The sequence below is a fragment of the Streptomyces sp. CC53 genome (genome assembly GCF_001865245.1).
Classification (GTDB): Bacteria; Actinomycetota; Actinomycetes; order Streptomycetales; family Streptomycetaceae; genus Streptomyces.
Genome location: NZ_MKXB01000084.1, coordinates 1 through 20,340 on the forward strand (window position 1 = coordinate 1; position 20,340 = coordinate 20,340).

Genomic DNA, 20,340 nt, shown 5'->3' on the forward strand with positions numbered 1-20,340 from the left:
ATCGGGTTCGCGTACATCGCGGCGTTCACGGCCCAGATCACGACCGCCATCACCGCGAATGCGGCGACCAGGCCGAGCACGACCGGCACAGCGATCTGCATCAACGTCTTGTTCTCGGACATGAACTCGCTGACGGACAGGACAATCGGCAGCAGCGCCTCACCCAGGGTCGTCGTCAACGTGTTGAGGGCGCTGTTGAGCTGCACCGCCGGATCCGACTCCGCGGCGGTCGCCGCGTCGGTGGCGGCGCCAGCGAAGTTCTTCAGCTGCTCGGCTGCCCCCGCGGTCGCGGGGTTCAGCGCGAGGACGGCGTCCTTGGAGTCACCGGCGCGGTCGCCGAAGATCTGCGTGATCAGCGCGGCCTGCTGCCCGGGGTCCTTGACGGCGCGCAGGGCGTCGGTGACCCGCTGCATGGCCTGCGCTGATTTCGGGCCGCCGGACTGGATGGCCTCCAGCGTCTCCTTCGCCGGGAGCTTCAGGGCCTTGAAGCCCTCGATGGCCCGGTCGGACTCTTCGGTGACGATCCGGCTGAACTCGTGGACGATGTCGCCGGCCTCGTCGATGTTCATCGCGCCGCCCTTGACGGCCTGGCTGAGCAGCCCGACCGCCGTGGCCCCGTCCAGGCCGATCTTCGCGAATCCGTCGCCGTACTCGTTGATCGCCTCGGGCAGCTCTGCGCGCATCGCCTTCGGGAACAGCGGCGCAGCCGCGGTGAGCAGGTCCAGGCCCTCCTTGCTGGTCTTGACCAGCTTGTTGGACACCATGGAACCGGCCCAGGCGGCGGCCTGCGCCACGTCCACGTCGAGGGACTTGGCCAGGACGGTGGCTTCCTTGGAGATCTGCTCGATGTCCGCGACCGACGCGTCCTTCAGGTCCCCGAACGACGACTTGACGGCGATGACGGCCTGGTTGGCCTCCTCCATCGACCCCGCCAGGCCCGACGTGAACAGGCCCTTCGTGGCCTCCGACAGGTCCACGGCCTGGTCGTGGGTGAGGTCGAGCTGCTGCTGCAGCTCGTGCGTGGCGCTGGAGATGTCCATGGCGGACGACAGGCCCACGGCGAACGCCGCGGCGAGCCCGGCGCCCGCCACGGCTCCGGCGGTGGCGAGCCCGTTGAGCTGGCCGGTGATCTGCTGCGTACCAGCCTCAACCTCCTGCTCGGCGCCGGACATGTCGACGCCGAGCCGGACCAGCAGCTCATCGAGTACGGCCATGGGCCACCTCCCGGCGGGTCTGTCGGATGCGGAGGGTGCGCCGGTCGTCGTCCTCGTCGTAGGCGGCCTGCAGGGCCTTGACCTTGGCGAGCATCTCCCGGCCGCTGAGGGGCGGGCGGGCGCTGCGGGACCAGACCATGACGTGGTCCTGCAGCTGGGGGCGTCGTCCCCGGCGCATGTGCGGGGCGGCCACGTCCATGCCCAGCCGCCCGGCGATGACATCGAGTCGGGCCGGGGTGATCAGCCCGTACAAGTTCTGGTACGCGACCAGGTAGGCCATCTGCTCGCTGGTGAACCGGGCCATCACCTCGTCCGGGGGGATCCGGTAGGCGACGGACAGGTCGTACAGCAGCCTCAGCTCTGGTCGCCGTCGGAGTTTCCCTCCGCGTCCCGCACCTTCTCCTCGAACGATTTGTCGTCGTCCGACAGGTACCGCACGAGGTTGAACAGGCCGTTGACGATGCCGGCGTTCTTCCGGCCGAGGATCGCCACCCCCTCGGCCACGTCCGGGAACACCCGCTCGTCGGTGTCCTGGTCGTAGAGGGCCTTGGCGACGATGAGGGCCTTGTTCGACTTCAGCGCCATCTCCGCGCTGCTCTTGCCCGTCTGCAGCTGCAGCTTGGACAGCTTGTTCTGGTACTCCTCCCAGTCCGCGCTGGGCAGTCCCCGCACGCGGAAACGCACTTCGGGCGCCCACTCGGGGATCTCCACGCCGTCCTGGACCTTGATGTCCTGGGCGGCGCGGATGCGGTCCTTGATGCTGGCCACAGGCCGTCCTCCTTCTTGGGTTACGCGCCGGTCGCGGTCAGTGTCGGCTTGCCGGAGATCTTGAACGTGACCTCGCGGGCCATCTTGTCGTCGAGGGGGAACTCGTCCGAGATCTCGCTGATGCCGGCGGTGAAGTCCCAGGTGTGCTCGTCCGGGTCGCCGGGGAGCATGACCAGCTGGTAGTCCCGCAGGTCGTCCTCTTCGAAGTCGGCGTCGAGGGCCTGGTGCGTGGTCTCGCCGGGCCGGTAGTTGATGGTGGCGGTGACCTCGCCGCCGTCCTTCATGCCCTTGACGTACTCGCGGTACTTGTTGGCGCTGTCGTGCGCCGATACGTCGATCATGGTGCGGGAGCGGGAGGGCCCGGACAGGTTCTCCACGCTCGCCACGGTCACGAACACACCGCCGCCCGTGGAGTCCCTCTTGAGCAGGGTCCCGGTTGCGTCCTCACCAGCCATCGCCGGTCACTTCCTCTCTGCTGTCGGTACCGGTCCGGGTCACGGCTGGACCTTGGTCAGCACCCGGAACGAGATCGGTACGTGCCGGATGTCGCCCGGCGGTTCGGGGTCGGTCAGGGTCTGCTGCGACACGAAGTAGGTCGCCACGTGCCGGTGCCCGGCGATCGTCAGCGGCCGGTGCTCCAGTAGCGCGCGCAGCCGGTCGGCGATGCGCAGGGCCTGGCTGTAGCCGCGGTACTGCGACCACACATGCAGGGTGATGACGCTCGTGGAGCCGTGGCTGTCGTGGCTGTTGTCCGGTGTCTCGACCGTGTCGCCGAGGTGGATGTACGGGTAGGGCTGGTCCTCGGGCACCCAGTCGAGGACCCCGGTGACCATGTCGGACAGCTCGGCGTCCGCCTGTAGCAGCGCCACGACGGCGCCTTGCAAGGGAAGCGCGACGGACGCGGAGACGGGCATGCTCACAGCCGCCTCCTCACCTCGTCACGCAGCCGGGCGATCAGCTGCGTGCCGGCACGTTCCAGCGCGGGGATGAGCGTCGGGTTCGCGGGGATGCGGCGGCTGCCGCGCTCGTGGAACACGGCGTACAGGTCGTCCTGGTCGCGCCAGCCGACCGACGCCTGCATGCCCTGCTTCTGGTAGGTCGCGGCGACGCTGCCGCGCAGGTTGCCGGAGTCGACCCGGACGCGGCGCCGCACGTCTGCCAGGACCATCTCGGCCGAGTTCTCGACCTCCGCGCGGGCAGCGGCTTCCAGCTCCGGCACGAGCTCGGCCAGACGCCGTTGCAGCCGGTCCAGGCCGACGATCTCCGTGCGGGCACCGCGGCGGGCCATCAGCTGCCCAGCTCGAACGCGGCGACCGTCACAGAGGTGACACCGTCGTAGGTGACCGCGGCGCGCCCGTTGGAGCCGCGGTAGACGTTGTGCAGCGGGATGATGGCGTGGTCGCCCGCGGCGACCACCAGGGATGCGTCAGCGATGGCCAGGCCCTTGATGGTCCCCGGGGTGGCCACGGTGACGGTGTGCGGGGACGCGTCGCCGTTGGCGACGTACAGGAACCGGCCCGGCCCGACCGGGGCGGTGTCGCCGCCGCCGGCCGCGGCAACGGCCTGGCCGGCGACATCGGCGATGCCCGTGTCGACGGGCACCGAGATGAGGCTGAGGTCAGCCATGGGGTTCTCCTTCGCCTTGGGTCAGCTCAACGAGCGCCTTGGAGTAGACGGGGGTGGAGGGCTGCACCACGGACTGCACCCGGAACGCCTGTTGCGTCCCGGACGCGTCGCTGCCGCGTAGCTCGTCGCCGCGGCGCACGTCCGCGCCGGGCAGCAGGTAGATGTCGTGGGAGTGGCGGGAGGTGGTCTGCGCGGCCACGAGCCGCTCGGTCGGGGACGGCTGGTCGACCTTCGCCCGCACGGTGCTCTGCAGCACCAGCATGGTGGTCTGCCCGCCGTACCCGTCCGGGACGGTCGTCGGCCGCCACACCTCCAGGGCCCGGTTGAGGTAGCGGCCGATGCCGGGTCGGCCCCTCACCGCGACGTCACCACCGCGGCGCCGCCTCCGAAGCGGGCGGCGAGCCGCTCACGCAGGTAGTCGGGCAGCTCCATGCCGGTGATCAGGCCATGGCTGCCGTAGGTCACCGAGTAGTCCCCGATCCGCTCGGCCCGGATGTCGGCGGCGCCCATGCCGGCGGTGCCGTCCGGGTCGGAGCGGTAGGCGCCCAGCGCGGCCGCGGCCAGCTGGCACACCAGGTCCACGATGTCCTCCGGCACCTCGGCCAGGCCGTGCGTCTGCACGACCTCCACCTCGGACGGGCCGCAGTCGGGCGACCAACCGCCCGCCCGCCACAGCCGGTGTGAGCGCAGCCGCCAGTCGGTCACCGCCTCGCCGTCGATCGCCACCGACGCGACCGACACGATCGGCGGCCCGGGCAGGCTCAGCCACTGCGTGGCCGGCCCCTCCAGCGTGACGGTGGAGGTGGTCTGCGAGATGGGCACCCCGGCCGCCTCCCGCACCGCGGCGGAGGCCACCGCCAGGTAGGTCGTGGCCACCGTGGTCTCCCCGGCGTCCACGGTCAGACCGCGGGCGGCGAGGTCGGCGGTCGTGGCCAGAGCAGTCAGCGCCACCGTGCCACCTCCCTCCGGTCAGCTGGACAGCTCGATCAGGTCGATCAGGTCGGCCTTGGTGTAGTTCGCGGCGTCGTCGGCAGACAGCAGGCCGCGCCGGGCGACGTAGGCGATCCACTCCGCCTTCGGTGCCGCCTGGGCCGGCCGGTCACCGCCGTCCGGTGCCGGGCCGGACTCGGGGGCGGGCCCGTCCGGGTCCGGCGCGGCGGCGGGCGGGCTGCTGTACGGGGTGCCGTCAGGGTTGACGCGCACTAGCTGCCCGCGGTCGTAGCGCTGCTGGATGCCCTCGGGAAGGGGCAGGTCCATCGCGATGATGGATCCGCCCTCCCCGCGCACGTAGATCGTCTCTGGCATCAGGTGTTCCTCGGGACCTTCAGGGCGGTGACCGTGCCGGTGGTGGTCGTTGACTCGAAGAGCATCGAGCCGTCCGACTGGACGAAGCGCCCCGACTCGAACGGGCCGATGAGCTGCGCGGTGCCGAACGCGACGGTCACTTCCAGGTCGCCCTGGCCGGCGGCCAGCGCGGGCGGGTGGTCTCCAGCCTTGACCGTGAAGGTGAGATCGGTGTCGTCGTCGGTGTTCGTCACGCGCAGCACGGTGAGCTCGGGGAAGGCGTCGGCGAGCTGCATGTTGTTCGTCGGCGCCGCGACGAGCGTGGTCCCGGCCGGCTGCAGCAGGTTGCTGTTGGCCGCCAGGTTGGAGTACGAGAGCTGTGTGGTCGCCATGGGGTGTTCAGTCCTCCGGTCAGGCGGCGGGGTTGATGTACGCGGCCGCGAGGTGGTCGGGGCGCAGCACCTTCGCCCCGTACAGGGCCAGGCCCTTCACGGCGTCCGCGAAGGAGTTTTCCGGCCGGTACGCCTCGGTCTTGTTGATCTGCTCGGCGAACGTGATGGCCTGCTTCACACCGGCCTGGACGACGGTGGTGTCGCCGGTCGGCACGGGGCAGTTGTTCGACTCGTAGATGTCGAACCCGGCGGCGCGGCCGACGAAGCCGCTGCGCAGGCCGGTGTCGGTGGCGGCCTTGTCGGCGGTGATGAACCGGTCGTCGAGCAGCAGCGAGGCGTAGAACTCGGGCGGCACGATGACGTAGCGGCCCGCGCGCGGCACGTTCGCCTTGGTCAGCTTCGTCCGCAGCGGGACGAGGACCTCGTCGTAGGCGTCGGTCGGGGTGGTGTACGTGTCGATCGGGGAGCCGACCACGTTCAGGAAGTTGCTGGCCTGGATCTGCGTGTACAGGCCGGCGACGTACTGGTCGATGGTGTCGGCGAGCGCGTAGGCGGCCTCCGACATGGCCTGCGGCACGAGGCCGCCCTTGGCCTGCCGCTTGTCGACATCGTCGATCTCGAACGCCCAGTACTTCGACTGGTCGACCGTGAGGGTGCGCTGGCCGGTGGTCAGCGTCTCGGGGGTGATGGTGGTCGAGCCGGGCGTGTAGGTGCCGACCGTCGGCCGGGACACCGAGGTGATGCGGACGGTGTCGCCCGCCTCGCTGATCTCGCCCTCGTAGTCGCGGTTGACCACCGTCGGCGAGGCGTAGATCAGCTCCTTGCGGGTCGCGACGAGCAGCCGCGAGCTCCAGATCTCGGGAACGAAGTTCCGCACGGTCATGGTTCAGCCTCCTGGCTATCGGCCGCCCATGAGGTCATCGAGCCGCCCGTCTTCGCGGGCGCGGTCGATGGCCTCGGGGCTCATGGATTTCAGGTCTGCTCGGGTGAGCTGCTTGGGCCGGGACGCCTTGCGCGCCGCTCCGCCGTCGCCGGTGCCCTGGAACCGCTTGGCCGTTGCGGCAGCGAGGTAGGGCTTGGACTTGATCAGGTCGTCGATCGCCTCGGCGACCTCGTCGCTGTCGACGTTGCCGTCGTCGTCGACCTCGAACTGGTCGAGGTCCAGGAAGCGGTAGGCGTCGGCCGGGTCCGCGAGCTTCCCGGCCGCGGCGGCCTTCACCTCCGCACGGATGATGCGCGCGTTGGCCTTGGACAGGGCCTCGGCCTCGGCCTGGCGGCGCACCTGGTCGGTGTCGTCGCCGCGGTCCTTCTCGGCCAGGCGCTGCTCCAGGGCGCGGCGCTTGTCCCGCTCGGTGCGCCACTTGCCCTTCATCGACGCCAGCGCCTTCTTCCCGGCGTCGCCGAGCTGCTCGGCGCCCTCCGGGTCCGCTTCGTCGCCGTCGCCGTCGCCGTCGGCCGTGTCGTCCGCGGTGTCGTCGCCGTCTTCTACGGCGTCGTCCGCGCCGTCCGGGCCGTCGCCGTCGGGCTCCTCGCCGCCGCCGTCGGCGTAGAGCACCGGCGACCACGGGCCGACCGGGTACGGGCGGGACCAGCCGGACGCGTGGGCGCGGCGGGGCAGGGTGGATCGGTACATGAGTCTCTCCCGTTGCGGGATCGGGGCCCGCGGCCTTGCGCCGGGGCCGGTCAGGTGAGGTAGCCGTTTCGCCGCAGCAGCCGCACAGCGTGCTCGCGGTCGTCGGCCTGCCGAAAGATCTCCTCCGGCATCAGCCGCGCGCCCGGCGGCCGGAACCCACGGATCGAGCGGGAGCGCGGAATGGCGCCCTCGTCCTTCAGCCGCTGGAACTCCAGCCGGCGGAACTCGCCGCGGCGGGTGCCCTCGCTCGTCGCCAGCACCGTCCGGCCGAACACCGTCGCACTGGCCATGCCGCGGCGCGCGTTCACGACGCTGGCGATGTCGGCGCCGGCCTCGATGGCCTTCACCGCGGCCTCGCCGAACGCCTTCTTCCGCTGCTTCTCGCTCATCGCGTCGAACAGCGCCCGCGGGTCGGCCGGGGCGGGGCGGTGCTCGCGGGTGACCGGCTCCATCGAGCAGTTGCAGCGCGGATGCCGCTGGAACGCCGAGGACACGCCGTACTCGCGGCCCGCGAGGACCATGCAGCGCGAGCACGCCCCGCCCTCGACCACACGGATGTAGGAGGTGACCGCGGGCCGGGTCACCATGCCCACCGAGTCGGCAGCTCGGCCCGCGTCCGCCACCGCGTTACGCACCACGATGTCCAGCAGCGCCTCACCGTGCGCCATCGCCTGCGTCACCGGCCGCCCGGCGGTCACGTAGCGCAGCGCACTCCACATCGGCGCCGTCAGCACCCTGGCGAGCGGCAGCCCCTCCCCGGAGACGCCCACCAGCGCCTCCGCCACCAGCTGGTCGGACTCCGGCCGCCCCGGATCCGTGCCCAGCAGCTCTTCCAGCCACGGCTCGGCCGCCCGGGCCGCCGCCAGTTGCCCACCGGACACGATCAGCAGCACACGGGCCAGCAGCCCCAGCCACGAGCCGCGCAGATCCTGCCGGTCGACCTGCCGCCACAGGCTGCGCGCGGCCCGCGATGTCGCCGCCGCCAGCCGCTGCCGCTCCTGCTGGTGCGCGACGGCCAGCTCTGACGGCGCCACCTCTATGCCGCCTCGCCGGGCGCCGGCTCCTCACCGGGTGCCGGATCGCCGTCGGGCGGCGCCGGGCCGGGCTGGGCGGCCATCATGCGGGTGATCTCCGCGACCGGGTCCGCGTCGGCCTCCTTCTCGCGTAGGGCCACCACGTCCGCGACCTCGGTCGGGGTCAGGCCGTAGCGCAGGGCGAGCCACTCGAAGGGCATGCCGAGCTGCTTCAACTTCAGCAGGGCGTCAGCCATCTGCGCGTGAGAGCGGGACTCGGCGTCCGCCCACAGCACCCGCCCCGACCGCAGCGCATCGGCCTTGCGGTCCTCGCCGCGGGCCAGCGCGATCAGCCGCGCGGCCTCACGCAGGCCCTGACCGAACCACAGCTGCTTCTCCTCCACCCGCTTCACCAGGCCGGTCTCCGCCGCCAGCAGCGCATCCGCGGACAGGTTCGCCATCTTGCCGATCAGGTAGTGCTGCGGGGTGCGGGTCTGCGCCGCGAGGTGCCCGACGGCAACCTCGATGATGTTCGTGTACGCGCCGAGGTTCGCGGCCTGCCACTCGGCGATCCGCGCATCCTTGCCCGTGATCCACGCGACCCGGTCCACCATGAACTTGTCCAGGTCAACGGGCTGCTTACCGACGATCTCACCAGCAGAGTTGAGCTTCGGGATCATCGGCCGCTCCGCGCCGAGCACCACCCGCTGCGGGAACGACGCGTAGTCGGAGGCGGTGAACAGCTGCGCCCACAGCAGGTTGATGGCGTCCTGCATCGCCACCACGCCGCGCACGTCCGAGATGGGGTCCTCTACCAGCATCGGCCGGTTCGGGAGCTCCACCATCGGCACCACACCCATGGGGTTCGGCTGTGGGTTCGGCTCGTCGGCCAGTTCCCGGGGCCGCCACCGCTTCAGCTCCTCGTCCACGTCGGCCATCTGCGGCGACTTGTCCTGATGCTGCAGCGGCCGGGAGAACTTCCACACCTCATGCGGCAGGTACAGGGTGGCGAAGTCCTCGCCGCCGTCCTGCCACCGCTTCAGCGCCGCCCGCCGGCGGATCCGGCTGCCCGGCTCGTACCCGACGATGCACTGCGAGGCGTCCTCGAACGTCACCACCGGCATGTCCGGGTCGTCCGGGTCGCCCCACACCAGCACGAACGACCGTGCCCCGGTCACCGCGCCCAGGAACCCCAGCTGCGAGTCGGCGTCCAGGCCGTTGACCTGCCACACCCGCCACAGCTCCCGGTCGGCCTCCGTCTCACCGGAGGCCAGGAACCCGGTCACCGTCAGCCGCTCCACCGGTGAATCTGCCACCACCTGCACCCAGTTGTCCGAGAAATCCCGGTAACGCTCGCCGTGGTACTTCGCGAACTCCGGGCTCGCGTACTTAAGCGGGTGGTCCCCGCGGTAGTACGCGTTGTGCGTGTCGATCGGCCCGCGCCGCCGCAGCAGCTCGTTCTCCAGCAGCTCCACCAGCCGCAGGGCCTGGCCCTCGTCCGTCATCAGCCCCCCTCTCAGCTGCCGTAGTAGTAGGACACCTCACGCTCGGCCAGACCAGCCGCGATCACGTCCCCGAGCGCCTCGTGGGCAAGGACAGACGACACGGTGGCGTCGATCTTCTGCGTCGGTGATGCCTTGCGCAGCACGTACCGGTCCATCGGCCGCGCCGCCGCCCGCGTGTTCGCGACATGCGCCTCGGTGATCGGGCACCCGTCGTGCGAGAACGTCCCGTCCCGCTTCGTCACGTCGGTCTTCAGCCGCTCGCACGCCGCGTGCATCTGCACGATCCGCCGCGTGTGCCAGCGGATCACCCGCTCCTCCCCGTAGCTGTCCACCCACTCGTCGACCTCCGTCTCCCAGTACGGCGGATCGCAGTACATGCGCACCACGTCGTACCGGTGCATCAGCTGGTCCACCGCCGCGCGGACCTCCGCGCGCGGCACCTGCCCGCCGAAGTCGGCCGGGTTCCAGATCGTCGGCTCGTCCTCCGGCCCGTACACCGGGGTGAACTGGTAGCCGTCCATCGTCTCGGCGCGCAGCGCCGTCCAGTCGTCCTGGTCGGAGCCGTCGAAACCGAGCACGATCCGCGTCATCGGCCGCACCCGCCGCGCCGCCGCCTTCGCCGCCCACCTGGCCCCGTCGAGCCAGCCCGCGCTGCCAGCCACGCACCGGTTCCCGAAGAAGCGTTCGGCCTGGGCCGGGTCCTTCTCCATGATCTCTGCGGCTTCGGCCTCGATCGCGTCCAGGTCGACGTGCGACGACCCGGCGTAGACGATGGTGTGGATCTTCCGCCGGTCCCGCTTGTTGCCGTAGGACAGCGTCTTCGGCGCCTGCGGGTGGTAGCGGAAGATGTCCCGCGCCTTCGACTCGGATGTCGTCTGCGCCACCGACTCCTCAGACGGGTCCCACCCGTTCGTCGTCTCCATCGACCGGCCGCCCATGCCGGCCAGGCCGCGGCGCTGCGTCTCCGCCACCCGACGCAGCTTGTTCGCCTTGTTCCACAGGCCCGTCTCGTCCTGCAGCGCGAAGTTAATCGGGTTACCCAGCCGGGACAGCGCCGACGACGTGACGACATCGATCCGGCCCGCATCCCCAACCCGCGTAAACTCCTCACCCACGCGCATCATCTCGGCGAGCGGCCCCAGCTTCACCATCGACTGCAGCGGCCGGTACACGTTCGCGACCTGGTCCTCAGAGCTGGCCGCCAGCTGCAGCAGCGGCGTCGGCCACGGCGTGCCCATCGGCTCGCCCGCCTCGTACCGGTACCACCAGCCACACCCGCAACCGTGCTCCGAGCAGCGGTACACCTCACCGCCGCGCGCCCACCCGGCGAAGACGACCGGCCCCGCGGCCTCGGCCAGAGCGATGGTCGCCGACCACGGGCCCTTGCCGGTCTTCTGCGGCGCCACGACCTGCGACCGCCGGTAGTGGAACGCGGGCGCCAGCTGACCCACGCGGGCCGCAGGCTTGACCCGGTAGTGGTTGACCGTGCACCACAGCTGCCACGGGTACAGCTCCATGTCCTCGCCCTGCCGGAACCCGTCCGGGACCGGGCAGTGAGCCTCAATCCAGTCCGGAACCACCCACAGAGTGGGGAAGTCGACGACGAAGTCGGGCCCCGCGTCAGGCCCCTTCACCACGGGACACGACCTTCAGCCGGTCACGGGCCGACGGCCGTCGCGCGGGCGGGGACTCCAGCGGCAGCACCTCGGCCGCGGCCGCGGCCGCCGGGCCGATCCGCCACCGGTTCCGCAGCATCCCCGCCACCGACAGCCCCAGGCTGTCCAGGTAGCTGCGCACCATCTTCTTCACATCCACCCGGGCGTCCGGCCGCTCGGCCTCCGCCAGCGTCCGCACGAACAGCGCGACCTCCAGCGCCTGCCCCAGCTCCTCCCAGACCACGCCCTGCGGCTTCTCCCACAGCTCGCACCACAGGTCCCACTCGCGGTCCGTCGCCTCACTCAGCGGCCACTCGGGAGGCTCACCAGCCCGGCCTTCCGGCGGCAGCGTCCGCCACCCGCTCGCGTCCGACTTCCGGTTCCTGCGCAGCGCGTTCGGGTCCGGTGCCGGCCCCGACGCGGCGTGTCCACCACGCATCTCGATCACTCCTCACGCTGCCTTGCGCAGCACGACGAGCCGTCACCTTGCGTGACGGCTGGGGACCCTCTGACCTGACGCACCGCCCAGCGCCCTCCCCCGCGTCGTGGGCCCCCCTGGGGGCCGGGGGTCACCCCCCAGGGTCGGTGACTGTGTGTTATCCGTGACCGAACGTGTCGCGGGCGGTCTCACGGGCGTGGTGGCTCTTGCTCATGGCCTGCCAGTTGTCCGGGTCGAAACCCCTGGGGCCGAGCGGTCCGAGGCCGTCGATGTGGTGGACCTCGGTGGCCCGGTCACGCTGGAGCATGGGCAGGGCTGCGCACCTGTCGCACTCGCACCAGGGGTGGTCTTGGAGGTAGGCGGTGCTAGCTTTGCGCCAGCGTGCTCCTCGCCCTGCGTCCTTGTGCCGGGGCCTGGCTCTGGTGGCTTGGGTTGTGCAGGTGGGGCAGCGGCCTGCGGGAGTGAGGGTGGGGCAGCCGGGGGTGGGGCATACCTGCAGGGCTCGGCGCGGCGGCATGGTCACCTCCGGGTGTGCGTGAGCCCGGCCTGCGTGGTGCGGGCCGGGCTCGTTGGTGCTGGTGTCAGAAGTCGGGGCAGAGGTGCCTGTGTGCAACGTCGTTGATCTTCGCCCCGGTCTCGGGGGTGCTGATCTCAGGCAGGCGCGACGTGACGGTGAACCGGCCGAGGGCCAGCTGTGCCAGCTTGGCCTTGTCGTCCGGGGAGTTCTTGATGGAGCTGCACTGGTTGAGGCCGCGGCTGACGGCTTTCTCGTCCTTGCCGTCGACGATGCGTGGGTCGATGGCGTTCAGCGCGTCGAGGAACGCCTGCCGGGTGGCGGCGTCGGGCTTGGGCGGGAGGCCGGCGGCCTCGCGGGCCTTGGCCTTGTCCTCGGCGCTGATGGAGGGCGCTTCGGCCGCGGGGGCCTGCGAGGGGGCAGCGGCGGGCTGTTCGGGCTCGCTGCTGCTGCTGCATCCGGTGAGTGTGGCGAGCAGCAGCGCGATGGCGGCGGTGGTGGTGCGGGTGCGCATGGTCCCCCCAAGGGCGTGTGGTGTTGGGGGGTAGTGCATCAGATGCGTTCGCGGTCGCGCAGGAGGTGCGCGAGATTGATCCAGGAGACTGCGAGTTGGTCGAGGCGTTCCATGAGCGGCAGGTTGGTGAGTTCGAGTTCGGCGCGTTCCAGGAGTCTCGCTGCGTTGGCGAGGGCCTGGTCTTCGGTGGGGACAGCCATGTGTCACCTCCGGGAAATGGCGAAGGCCCCGACCGGGTGGGTGGTCGGGGCCTTCGGGAAGCCTGTGTGCCTGCCGCTTTTGGGCATGGCTGTACGGGGAAATCGTGGCGCATGGATCGCCGCAGGTCAAGCGGCCTTGACGGCGCGCTGTCCTGGGCGGGATGGCTTGGCCGCGCGGAGAGCGGCTTCGACGTCCTCGATGCGGTAGACGGGGCGCTTGGGTGTGCCGCCGCAGCGGGTGAGGATGCCGCGCCGTACCCAGTCGCGGATGGTGGCCGGCTGGACCCCTGCGGCCAGGGCTGCCAGGGAGGTGGTGAGGGTGCCGCGGGGTGGGGTCAGGTACTCCATGCAGCCAGTGTGAGTCACGTGTCAGCGGTGGTGCCTGTGCAGGTATGGAGGTTGTTCTACGCGGCTGGCTACGGGCGGTCTACAGGCTGCAGGCCCGCCCCGCCGCCGCCCATAGGCGCCGGGGCCGGCGAATGCCCTGGCCTTCGCACCAGTCCAGCCAGGCGCGGATGGGACGTGTCCACGGTACGCGCGGGGCCTGACAGTGGTGGTGGCTCAGGTCCAGGGGGCGGGCGGTTCGCCGTAGATCTCCAGTCCGGCGCCTTCCATCAGGACAGCGGGGCGGGGCTGGTGGCCGGGGAGGGCAAGTTCGACGGGCTCGTACGTGAGGTGCAGCAGCCTGTCGGGGGTGACGGTGCCGCGCCACTCCCCGGTGACCGGGTCGACGTTGAGGTCGACGGTGACGTCGGCTGTGGTGACGCCGTCCTCGTCGGGGAGGTGGAGGCGGGCGGGGCCGCGGTAGGGCATGAGGGTCATCCTCTCGCGGTCGGGCCCCGCCGTGTCGGGGGGTTGCGCGGCGGGGCCCGGGGCCAGAGTGGCAGGCGGTCAGTGTCCGCAGTGGGGTTTGGTCCACCAGCCGCAGGTTTCGCAGTAGGTCATGGGCGGGGTACCTCTTGGCGTACGGGGTGGATGATCCACATCCCCTCCCCCGGGCCTCGGACGACGCGGTCGATGTTTTCGGTCTCACCTGCGTAAACGTCGCCGGTAGGGGTGTCGGAGGGGGGTGGGGGAGTGGCGGACGAATCGGGCATGGGGCGGCGGGTGGCCCACCAGAGGGCGCTGCCGCCGACGGCCCACACGGTGAGCGCGCCGGCCTCGGGCGCGAGCGCGAACACGGCGGCCAGGGCGGCCAGGGCGCCCGCTGCGGCGACGCATCCGCCCGCCGCGCGGCTGGGCGTCTCGGACTCTTCGGTGGTCATGCGAGCGCTCCGTAGACGACTCCGCCGACGGCGTTGACGGCCTGGGCGAGGGGGACGGCGGCGAATCCGGCAACTCCGGCGCTGGTGCCGAGGCAGATGCCGCACCAGGCGCCGAGCTTGATGTCGCGGCCGTGGCGGCTCTTCTTCGCGGCGACGGCGATGCCGACGGTGAGGAGGAGGACGATGGCGATGCCGGTCTGGGTGAGGGGGAGGTAGGTGGTGCGGCCTGCGGGTTGTCCGGCGGTGCCTCCGACGCCCCAGACGAGGGCGACGTCGCCGAGCCAGTTGGAGATCCAGAGGGTGGCGTCTGCGATCCATCCGACGATGCCGCCGATGGTGAGGATGGCGAGGACGCCGTAGGCCCAGGCGGCGAGGAAGGGCAGGAGCCTGCCGGCGTGTGCGAGGGGGTCGTTCTGGAGGGCTTTGAGGCCGGGCCACCAGCGGATGAGGGTGGCGGTGAGGATGGCGAGTCCGATGGTGACTCCGCCGAGGGTGACGATGGTCATGGGGTGCCTCAGTGGAGGAGGGCCGCGGCGAGTGCGGCGATCGTGAGCAGGGCGGCGAGGGTGCGCACGGCGGGGAGGACGTAGGCGCCGCGGGCGGTCGCGGGGGCGAGCGCGATGAGCGCGGCGCCGGCGGTGAGAGCGAGCGTCCCGTATGCCAGGACGGCGAGGACGGCCATCAGTTGTACCCCCCGCCACCGCGGCCGACGGTGTCCGGGCCCGGCTCGGGAAGCGTCGGCTGCCGCGGCGTCCGCTTCGGCTTCTTCGCTCGGGACATCACGGTGCGGACGTAGCCGACGTCCACGGTGTGGCCGTGACGCGCGAGGTGGTCCGCGATGTCGCGCGGTGCTGCGCCGGGGGGCAGCGATGATGCGGCGGCGAGGATCAGCTCGCTTTTGTTCGTCCCGGCGGGCGGCGCCCACACGGCGCTGACCTGCGGGATATCAGGCGTATCAGCGGGCGCATCATGCGGCGTATCAGCGTCCGCATCAGGTGATGCGCCCATGTGGCGCCCGGCCGTGAGGGCGGCGGTCTCCTCAATCCCGGCGAGTTCGCGGCGGACGAGGCCGAGTGCGCGGCGGGCCTGGAGCTCGGCGCGCTGCTGGTCGACCCACTGCTGATCGCGGGTGCCGAGCGGGAGCGCGGTGTGCTGGAGGCGCAGGGTCCACAGGGCTTTGGCGATGAGGGACACCGCGGCGCCGACGAGACCTACGGCCCACTGGTCGTCGATGACGTGCTCGGCGGCGATGGCGGCCATGGCGAGGAGGAGGGCGATGTGTCCGGCGCGGCGGGGCGGGGCGGCGCGCTTGGGGTCGTAGCGGGCGAGCCATTCCAGGGCCATGCAGGCGATCCATGCGGCGTCGAAAGTGGCGGCGGCGGCGTAGGCGGGGAGTTCGTCGACGCGGCGGTCGAGGAGGCTGCCGATGGAGGCGGTCGACCAGACGATCGCTGCGGTGAGCATGAGGACGAGGAGGGTGTCGACGCCGCGGCGGATGGTGGTGTCCCAGTCGCGGGGCAGGGCGGGGACGGTGATGTCGACGGGGTCGTTGACGAGGGTGGTGCGGCCGTCGATGGTGTGGGGCACCCAGCGGTCGCGGCGTTCGGTGCGGAGGCGCATGGTGCTGCTCCGGGCGTGTGGGGGCCGGGCCCGTGGCGTGGTGGGCCCGGCTGGCTGGTGGGTCAGTGGGGGGTGTTGGCGGTGGCGGAGTCGTGGGCGTGGGCGATGGCGAGGGCGTGCTGGTCACGTGCGGCGGCGCGGCGGGCGGGGTTCTGGGCGGCGGCGTAGTCGGCGGCGGCCTGCTGCTGGAGGGCGCGGACGCGTCGGAGGGCTTCGTCCTGCTGGGTGGTCTGGGTACGCTCTGGCATGGCTGTTCCTCCTGGTAGGCAGGTGGGATGGCTGGCCCCGGTCGGTGTGTGGAAGCCCGACCGGGGCCGTCTTGTGTTGCAGGAACGACCGTAGCACTTATTTGCGTTGACGCAAATAAGTTGAGAGGATGGAGCCATGTCCAGCTCCCCACGGGAGGAAGCGAGCGCGGAGGAGGCACCCAGGTTGGTGACAATCCCCCAGATCCCGGCGCTGCTCGAAGCAGCCGGGTTGAAGAAGGTGGGCCCCGCGCGTATCCGCCAGCTTGCGGCCGACGACAAGGACTGGCCCGCGCCGGTCTTCGCGACGGGCCGTACGCGGGTCTTCGAGTGGAGTGCGGTCGAGCGGTACTTCCGCAACCGCACCACCCGCCAAGGGGAGCGGACCGACCTCGATCCTCAGCAGAAGGGCCGCTCCAATGCAGACCGCCGTACGCAGCAAAATGATCCACCGAGCGAAAGGTGATGAGGTAGCGCTCTATCGCTTCTTCGACGGCGACGGCTGCCTGCTCTACGTCGGCATCAGCAAGGACCCGCTGGTGCGCTGGCAGGAGCACACGAACAGCCACAAGTGGTGGGGCAGCGTGGTGGAGTACGAGGTGGTTTGGCACGCGACGCGAGCGGCGGCCCGAGCGGCGGAGGCGTCTGCCATCAGAGACGAGGCGCCCATACACAACCTGCGCGGCTCGAAGCGCCCGAAGAAGTCCGAGTAGCCGCGCCGCGCGTGAGACCCCCGCCCGCTCGTCGGGTCGGGGGTCTCGTCGTGTCCGGACCCGGTCCGGATCGGGTCCGGATCAGGCGGCGGTGGAGTCGCCGGTCCGTACTCGTTGATCGCTCTTCGCACTGCGCGGACGTCGATCCCAATCTCTCGGGCGACAGCCGACTTGCTGCCGAGTTCCAAGACGCCTTCTGCGAACGCTTCGGCTCGCCTTCGGGCACTTGCTGCGATCTCTGCTTGCAACTCGCGCTGTCGCCGATTCTCGGCTTCAACGCGCTCGCGCCAATTGGTGGTTGGCACACCACACACGGTGGTAGGACGCAGTGTCCTAGGCAAGCGCTTCGGCGCACTCAGCGGGGTGAAGTTCCGTCAGGGCCAGTCCGGATCGCCCAGGCGTCCTGCGCGGAGTTCACCGTGCGCATGACCTCGGCGGCGTGCCGCGCGCAGATCAGCGCCTCACCGTCCGGCACCAGAGCCTCGGCCGTACAGCGGTCACCGCGGGAGTTGGTCATGCGACAGGTCACGACGCGCTCAGCCATGGCTCCTCCTCCTGCTCGTCACGCTTGATCAGCTCCTTCAGTCCTGTCCAGGTCGCGGGTGGGAACGCGCACCCGCACCAGCGGCACGTCACCGCCTTCTCGCCCGGGTAGTGCCGGAGGACCGCGCCGCAGATGTTCCCGCTCGGGTCGGCCGCCGGGCATGCGCCGAGGCGCCGCCCACGCTCTGCTGGTGCGGGTGGGTTCACGATCGAGGCGACATCGCGCTCCAGGTCGCGGATCTCCTCCGCGAACGCGCCGGCCGCCGGCCAGCTGTCGGCGACCCAGTCCAGGTTCATGGACAGGGCCCGGGCCGCACGGACGACGCGGCGTTCCGTCAGGCCGGAGCAGTCGGGCGCGCTCCAATTGCGATCGGCGTGCATGGCCGAGCGCCAGTCCTCCAGGATGCCGACGATCCCGCCGGGCCCGCGCAGGGTCAGCGCGGGCTCGTACGCGGGCAGCGGCGCGTCCACAGCCTGTGTGCGGCCGTACTGGGCGGAGCCGCGGGCGCCGGGCGGCAGGAAGGCGGCCAGCGCGTCGTACAGCTTCGGCATGCGGTCGAGCCGGCGGGCGGTGGCGCGCGTGCATTCGGGGCACAGGTAGCCGTCGGTCTCGTTCCGCTCGCAGAGCAGGCAGTCGGTCATGGGGTCACTGCTCCTCGCAGGGGTGGGGTGAGGGGCGGCCCTCCCAGGGCCGCCCCGGGAGGGTGGGTCAGAAGGGCGTTCCCTCGGGGTGGAGGGCCCCCTGCTGGGGCGTGGGCCGCGGTGGCTGCTGGCCCCACCTGGCGCGGAACACCCCCGCTCGCGCGGGGACCACTTGAACTGCCTCGGGGTGGCGGCGATACGGAACTTGGCGACTGCGGCTCCGGCCGGGGTGAAGCGGAGTTCGGGCCAGGTGAGGGCGATGTGGTGGAGGTGTTGCGTGGTGGTGGCGGTGGTGGTCACGCGGGCTCCTGTGGTGCGGGTGCGTAGGGTGGGCGGAGCGCCGGGGGCGCGCCGGGCCTGGGGAGGTGTGGGCGCGCCCCTTCGTCGTGCTCAGGTCTGGGTGGGCTCGTCGACGGCGGCGCGGATGCGGGCGCGGATGTCGTCGGGGCAGAGGTGGTCGTGGCTCGGGTGGGGCTCGTCGCAGAGGTCGTCGAGCGCGGCGCGGACGCGGTCAAGCGCGGCTTCGGCGCGTTCGGCGCGCTGCTCGGCGGCGGTCAGGCGGGCGCGGAGCTGGGCCTCGTACTGGTCGGCGTCGGCTGCGTGGGCGCGGCGGGTCTTCTCGGCGCTGGCGGCGCAGTCGGCCCATCGCTGGCAGTCGGCGCGGAGTTGCTCGGTCTCGTCGCGGAGTTGCTGCATTTCGGTGTCGCGCACGGCGAGGACCGCGTCGGTGAGGCGCGGCACGATGCCGAGGAGGCCCTGGTCGAGCCGCCCCTTGTGCGCGTTGAGGTCTGCGTGGATGGCGGTGGCGTACTGGTCGCGGAGGCTGGCCGGGGCGGGTTCCTCAAGGGCTTCCAGGCGGGCGTAGAGCGCGTCGAGGTCGTCGTCGGTCATCTGGTCCAGGTGGGGTCTGCGGGGCGACTCAGGGGCGCTCACAGCGCCTCCTTGGGGGTGTGCTGGGTGATGGCGCGGGCCACCGCGAGGGCTTGGGCGTCGGGGGTCCGCCATCCCGGGGGGCGCCGCTGCGTGCGGTTGGCCTCGGCCTCCAGCCAGTCGGCGAGCGCGGTGCCGACGGCCGGGTCCATCGCGGCCACGTACCGGTTCACGGCTTCCAGGCGGGCGGCGTAGGTCTCGATGAGGACGCTCGGCTGCTCCTGGTCGTCGACGACGACGGGGGTGCGGCTGCCGAGGGTGTGGCCGGTGGTCCAGCGGGGGCGGTTCTCGTGGGTGGCGCGCTCGGCCAGCTCACGCAGGAAGGCGGCGACGGCGTGGAGTTCTTCGGCGGGGGTCACTGGTGGTGCTCCTGTCGGTGGTGGCGGTAGAGGCCCCAGGCGGCCCATAGGGCGCCGAGGGTGAGGCTGGTGGCGGTCCAGTAGGCGAGGACCGTGAGAGCCATCCAGACGGCCGTCACGGGCGCTCCTCGACAGTGGTGTCGGTCCACTCGGCGTCGCGTCCGGTGTGGTGCGGGCCGGTGTGGCCGGTGGTGTGGGTGCAGTCCTGGGTGGGCTCGCCGTCAAGCGGGGTCAGGGCCGCCGGGGTGGTCTGGTCGGGCATCGGGTGCTCCTGGTGGTGTGGGTCGCCCGTGGACGGCTCCAGCGGCCAGGCGGAGGCGGCTACGGCGCGATCGGCGGTGGCGGCGTCCTGGATGAGGCGGATCGCAGCCACGCAGGTCTCACGGCTGATGTCGCTGCCTCGGTTGTGCTCGATGTGCTCGTAGATCTGCTGGGCGTCGCAGGTGTACGGCAGGTTCGTGTTCCAGTCCTCCTCAACGGCGAAGCCAATGCCGATGGTCGAGAACTTGGGGAACCCGATGACGGCCTGCCGGGCGGCGATCCGGACGCGGTAGGTCCAGTAGTCCTCGCCGACGGGCGGAGTGAGCATGAACGGGCCAAGGACGGGGGTGCGGTCGTCCTGGTCGCGGCGTTCGAGGATGAGCTTCACGGGCTGCTCCTGGGGTGTGGTGGAACCGGGTCGCCGGTCACGCAGCGCGGCGGCGGCGGTCGTGGCCGGTCATGGCGATGACGGTGGTGTCCTCGGACAGGCGGGAGACGATGCGTTCGCCGAGGACGCTGGCGAGGTCCGGCTGCTGGCCGGGCGCTGTCGCGGGGAGGTTGGAGGTGTAGATGGTGGGGCGGCAGGCGTTGTAGCGCTCGTTGATGAGCCGGTAGGTGACTTCCTCGGTCCACTCGCTGGCCTTGGCGGAGCCGAGGTCGTCGAGGACGAGAAGCGGGACGCGGGCGAGGCGGCGCAGTTCTTCCTCGGCGCCGCGGTCGCTGCCCTTGGGGCGGAGGAGGCCGTACATGTCGGCGGCGGTGATGGCGCGGATCTCGTAGGTGCGGGGGCCGGCGGCGGCGATGCGGCGGAGGGCGCCGTATGCCTGGTGGGTCTTGCCGGTGCCGGTGGTGCCGGTCAGCAGCAGGGAGCCGGCGGTCTCGGGGTCGGCGGCGACGCGGTCGGCCCAGGCGGCGACGGCGGGGTGGGTGGCGTCGGCGTGCCGGTAACGCGGGGGTGCGGCGGTCTGCCAGCGCTTGAGGGCCCATTCGGCGCGGCGGGCGCGG

35 protein-coding genes and 1 pseudogene are annotated in these 20,340 nt (G+C 71.5%); 2 read left to right on the top strand and 34 right to left on the bottom strand.

Annotated features, from left to right (window positions below; translation table 11 throughout):
• The 27 genes and pseudogenes from BJP40_RS07330 to BJP40_RS07450 all read right to left on the bottom strand — a co-directional run.
• Nucleotides 1–1,214 (bottom strand): annotated as a pseudogene (locus BJP40_RS07330) (hypothetical protein); the annotation flags it as partial.
• Complete coding sequence (locus tag BJP40_RS07335) at nt 1,198–1,518, bottom strand: hypothetical protein (RefSeq protein WP_071279558.1); 321 nt, start codon at nt 1,516–1,518, stop codon at nt 1,198–1,200. The gene BJP40_RS07335 and the pseudogene BJP40_RS07330, both read right to left, overlap by 17 nt.
• 50 nt (nt 1,519–1,568) lie before the next feature.
• On the bottom strand, nt 1,569–1,982 hold the full coding sequence (locus BJP40_RS07340) for a hypothetical protein (RefSeq protein ID WP_071279560.1): 414 nt from the start codon (nt 1,980–1,982) through the stop codon (nt 1,569–1,571).
• A 20-nt stretch (nt 1,983–2,002) separates the two neighbouring features.
• Nucleotides 2,003–2,437 carry a phage tail tube protein gene (locus tag BJP40_RS07345; protein WP_071279562.1) on the bottom strand — a complete coding sequence of 145 codons (435 nt, stop codon included), beginning with the start codon at nt 2,435–2,437 and terminating at the stop codon, nt 2,003–2,005.
• Between the two features lie 39 nt (nt 2,438–2,476).
• Nucleotides 2,477–2,896, bottom strand: a complete 420-nt coding sequence (locus BJP40_RS07350) for a DUF3168 domain-containing protein (protein ID WP_071279564.1) — start codon at nt 2,894–2,896, stop codon at nt 2,477–2,479.
• Between the two features lie 2 nt (nt 2,897–2,898).
• Complete coding sequence (locus tag BJP40_RS07355; protein WP_071279566.1) at nt 2,899–3,270, bottom strand: HK97-gp10 family putative phage morphogenesis protein; 372 nt, start codon at nt 3,268–3,270, stop codon at nt 2,899–2,901.
• Entirely contained in the window at nt 3,270–3,608 is a 339-nt protein-coding gene (locus tag BJP40_RS07360; protein ID WP_071279568.1) for a hypothetical protein, read from the bottom strand. The genes BJP40_RS07355 and BJP40_RS07360 overlap by 1 nt, the downstream gene beginning before the upstream one ends.
• Nucleotides 3,601–3,966, bottom strand: a complete 366-nt coding sequence (locus BJP40_RS07365; protein ID WP_071279570.1) for a head-tail adaptor protein — start codon at nt 3,964–3,966, stop codon at nt 3,601–3,603. Before BJP40_RS07365 ends, BJP40_RS07360 begins: the two co-directional genes overlap by 8 nt.
• Nucleotides 3,963–4,559, bottom strand: coding sequence for a hypothetical protein (locus BJP40_RS07370; RefSeq protein ID WP_071279572.1), 597 nt, complete (start codon nt 4,557–4,559; stop codon nt 3,963–3,965). The genes BJP40_RS07365 and BJP40_RS07370 overlap by 4 nt, the downstream gene beginning before the upstream one ends.
• A gap of 18 nt (nt 4,560–4,577) precedes the next feature.
• Nucleotides 4,578–4,913: a hypothetical protein gene (locus BJP40_RS07375; RefSeq protein ID WP_071279574.1), complete on the bottom strand. Its 336-nt coding sequence runs from the start codon at nt 4,911–4,913 to the stop codon at nt 4,578–4,580.
• Nucleotides 4,913–5,284, bottom strand: a complete 372-nt coding sequence (locus BJP40_RS07380; protein WP_071279576.1) for a hypothetical protein — start codon at nt 5,282–5,284, stop codon at nt 4,913–4,915. Before BJP40_RS07380 ends, BJP40_RS07375 begins: the two co-directional genes overlap by 1 nt.
• 19 nt (nt 5,285–5,303) lie before the next feature.
• Nucleotides 5,304–6,167, bottom strand: a complete 864-nt coding sequence (locus tag BJP40_RS07385; protein ID WP_071279578.1) for a P22 phage major capsid protein family protein — start codon at nt 6,165–6,167, stop codon at nt 5,304–5,306.
• Nucleotides 6,168–6,182: 15 nt separating this feature from the next.
• The gene (locus BJP40_RS07390; RefSeq protein ID WP_071279580.1) at nt 6,183–6,917 is read right to left on the bottom strand and encodes a hypothetical protein; all 735 of its coding nucleotides are present in this window, start codon (nt 6,915–6,917) and stop codon (nt 6,183–6,185) included.
• A gap of 50 nt (nt 6,918–6,967) precedes the next feature.
• Complete coding sequence (locus tag BJP40_RS07395) at nt 6,968–7,951, bottom strand: hypothetical protein (protein WP_256220665.1); 984 nt, start codon at nt 7,949–7,951, stop codon at nt 6,968–6,970.
• 2 nt (nt 7,952–7,953) lie between these two features.
• Nucleotides 7,954–9,435: a phage portal protein gene (locus BJP40_RS07400; RefSeq protein WP_071279582.1), complete on the bottom strand. Its 1,482-nt coding sequence runs from the start codon at nt 9,433–9,435 to the stop codon at nt 7,954–7,956.
• Nucleotides 9,436–9,446: 11 nt separating this feature from the next.
• A complete protein-coding gene (locus BJP40_RS07405; protein ID WP_071279584.1) occupies nt 9,447–11,072 on the bottom strand; it encodes a hypothetical protein in 1,626 nt (541 codons plus the stop codon).
• Complete coding sequence (locus tag BJP40_RS07410; protein WP_256220666.1) at nt 11,056–11,529, bottom strand: hypothetical protein; 474 nt, start codon at nt 11,527–11,529, stop codon at nt 11,056–11,058. The genes BJP40_RS07405 and BJP40_RS07410 overlap by 17 nt, the downstream gene beginning before the upstream one ends.
• Before the next feature lie 157 nt (nt 11,530–11,686).
• On the bottom strand, nt 11,687–11,836 hold the full coding sequence (locus tag BJP40_RS07415; protein WP_071279585.1) for an HNH endonuclease: 150 nt from the start codon (nt 11,834–11,836) through the stop codon (nt 11,687–11,689).
• Between the two features lie 274 nt (nt 11,837–12,110).
• On the bottom strand, nt 12,111–12,557 hold the full coding sequence (locus tag BJP40_RS07420) for a hypothetical protein (RefSeq protein WP_071279587.1): 447 nt from the start codon (nt 12,555–12,557) through the stop codon (nt 12,111–12,113).
• 38 nt (nt 12,558–12,595) lie between these two features.
• Nucleotides 12,596–12,757 (bottom strand): hypothetical protein, encoded by a 162-nt coding sequence (locus tag BJP40_RS34055; protein ID WP_177204329.1) that lies wholly within the window; start codon nt 12,755–12,757, stop codon nt 12,596–12,598.
• Nucleotides 12,758–12,883: 126 nt separating this feature from the next.
• The gene (locus BJP40_RS07425) at nt 12,884–13,105 is read right to left on the bottom strand and encodes a hypothetical protein (protein ID WP_071279589.1); all 222 of its coding nucleotides are present in this window, start codon (nt 13,103–13,105) and stop codon (nt 12,884–12,886) included.
• A gap of 213 nt (nt 13,106–13,318) precedes the next feature.
• Nucleotides 13,319–13,570, bottom strand: a complete 252-nt coding sequence (locus BJP40_RS07430) for a hypothetical protein (protein WP_071279591.1) — start codon at nt 13,568–13,570, stop codon at nt 13,319–13,321.
• A 128-nt stretch (nt 13,571–13,698) separates the two neighbouring features.
• Nucleotides 13,699–14,022, bottom strand: a complete 324-nt coding sequence (locus BJP40_RS07435; RefSeq protein ID WP_071279593.1) for a hypothetical protein — start codon at nt 14,020–14,022, stop codon at nt 13,699–13,701.
• Nucleotides 14,019–14,528, bottom strand: coding sequence for a hypothetical protein (locus tag BJP40_RS07440; RefSeq protein WP_071279595.1), 510 nt, complete (start codon nt 14,526–14,528; stop codon nt 14,019–14,021). Before BJP40_RS07440 ends, BJP40_RS07435 begins: the two co-directional genes overlap by 4 nt.
• Before the next feature lie 8 nt (nt 14,529–14,536).
• Nucleotides 14,537–14,704, bottom strand: a complete 168-nt coding sequence (locus BJP40_RS34060; protein ID WP_177204330.1) for a hypothetical protein — start codon at nt 14,702–14,704, stop codon at nt 14,537–14,539.
• Nucleotides 14,704–15,642, bottom strand: a complete 939-nt coding sequence (locus BJP40_RS07445; protein ID WP_071279599.1) for a hypothetical protein — start codon at nt 15,640–15,642, stop codon at nt 14,704–14,706. Before BJP40_RS07445 ends, BJP40_RS34060 begins: the two co-directional genes overlap by 1 nt.
• A 62-nt stretch (nt 15,643–15,704) precedes the next feature.
• The gene (locus tag BJP40_RS07450) at nt 15,705–15,890 is read right to left on the bottom strand and encodes a hypothetical protein (RefSeq protein ID WP_071279600.1); all 186 of its coding nucleotides are present in this window, start codon (nt 15,888–15,890) and stop codon (nt 15,705–15,707) included.
• A 136-nt stretch (nt 15,891–16,026) separates the two neighbouring features.
• On the opposite strand from BJP40_RS07450, the gene BJP40_RS07455 reads away from it, so the two are divergent.
• Together BJP40_RS07455 and BJP40_RS07460 are read left to right on the top strand one after the other, a co-directional pair.
• Nucleotides 16,027–16,353, top strand: a complete 327-nt coding sequence (locus BJP40_RS07455) for a hypothetical protein (protein WP_071279601.1) — start codon at nt 16,027–16,029, stop codon at nt 16,351–16,353.
• Complete coding sequence (locus BJP40_RS07460; protein WP_071279602.1) at nt 16,331–16,600, top strand: GIY-YIG nuclease family protein; 270 nt, start codon at nt 16,331–16,333, stop codon at nt 16,598–16,600. The genes BJP40_RS07455 and BJP40_RS07460 overlap by 23 nt, the downstream gene beginning before the upstream one ends.
• A gap of 355 nt (nt 16,601–16,955) precedes the next feature.
• On the opposite strand, the gene BJP40_RS32745 is transcribed toward BJP40_RS07460, so the two are convergent.
• From BJP40_RS32745 to BJP40_RS07485, 7 genes are all read right to left on the bottom strand, one after another.
• Entirely contained in the window at nt 16,956–17,144 is a 189-nt protein-coding gene (locus tag BJP40_RS32745; protein ID WP_107416734.1) for a hypothetical protein, read from the bottom strand.
• Entirely contained in the window at nt 17,126–17,785 is a 660-nt protein-coding gene (locus tag BJP40_RS07465; protein ID WP_071279603.1) for a hypothetical protein, read from the bottom strand. Before BJP40_RS07465 ends, BJP40_RS32745 begins: the two co-directional genes overlap by 19 nt.
• A gap of 390 nt (nt 17,786–18,175) precedes the next feature.
• Nucleotides 18,176–18,718, bottom strand: coding sequence for a hypothetical protein (locus tag BJP40_RS07470; protein WP_071279604.1), 543 nt, complete (start codon nt 18,716–18,718; stop codon nt 18,176–18,178).
• Nucleotides 18,715–19,074, bottom strand: a complete 360-nt coding sequence (locus BJP40_RS07475) for a hypothetical protein (protein ID WP_071279605.1) — start codon at nt 19,072–19,074, stop codon at nt 18,715–18,717. Before BJP40_RS07475 ends, BJP40_RS07470 begins: the two co-directional genes overlap by 4 nt.
• Complete coding sequence (locus BJP40_RS35315) at nt 19,071–19,193, bottom strand: hypothetical protein (protein ID WP_256220667.1); 123 nt, start codon at nt 19,191–19,193, stop codon at nt 19,071–19,073. Before BJP40_RS35315 ends, BJP40_RS07475 begins: the two co-directional genes overlap by 4 nt.
• Complete coding sequence (locus BJP40_RS07480) at nt 19,190–19,723, bottom strand: hypothetical protein (protein ID WP_071279607.1); 534 nt, start codon at nt 19,721–19,723, stop codon at nt 19,190–19,192. Before BJP40_RS07480 ends, BJP40_RS35315 begins: the two co-directional genes overlap by 4 nt.
• 37 nt (nt 19,724–19,760) lie before the next feature.
• A partial coding sequence (locus tag BJP40_RS07485; RefSeq protein ID WP_071279609.1) for an ATP-binding protein occupies nt 19,761–20,340 on the bottom strand: 580 nt, incomplete at its 5' end.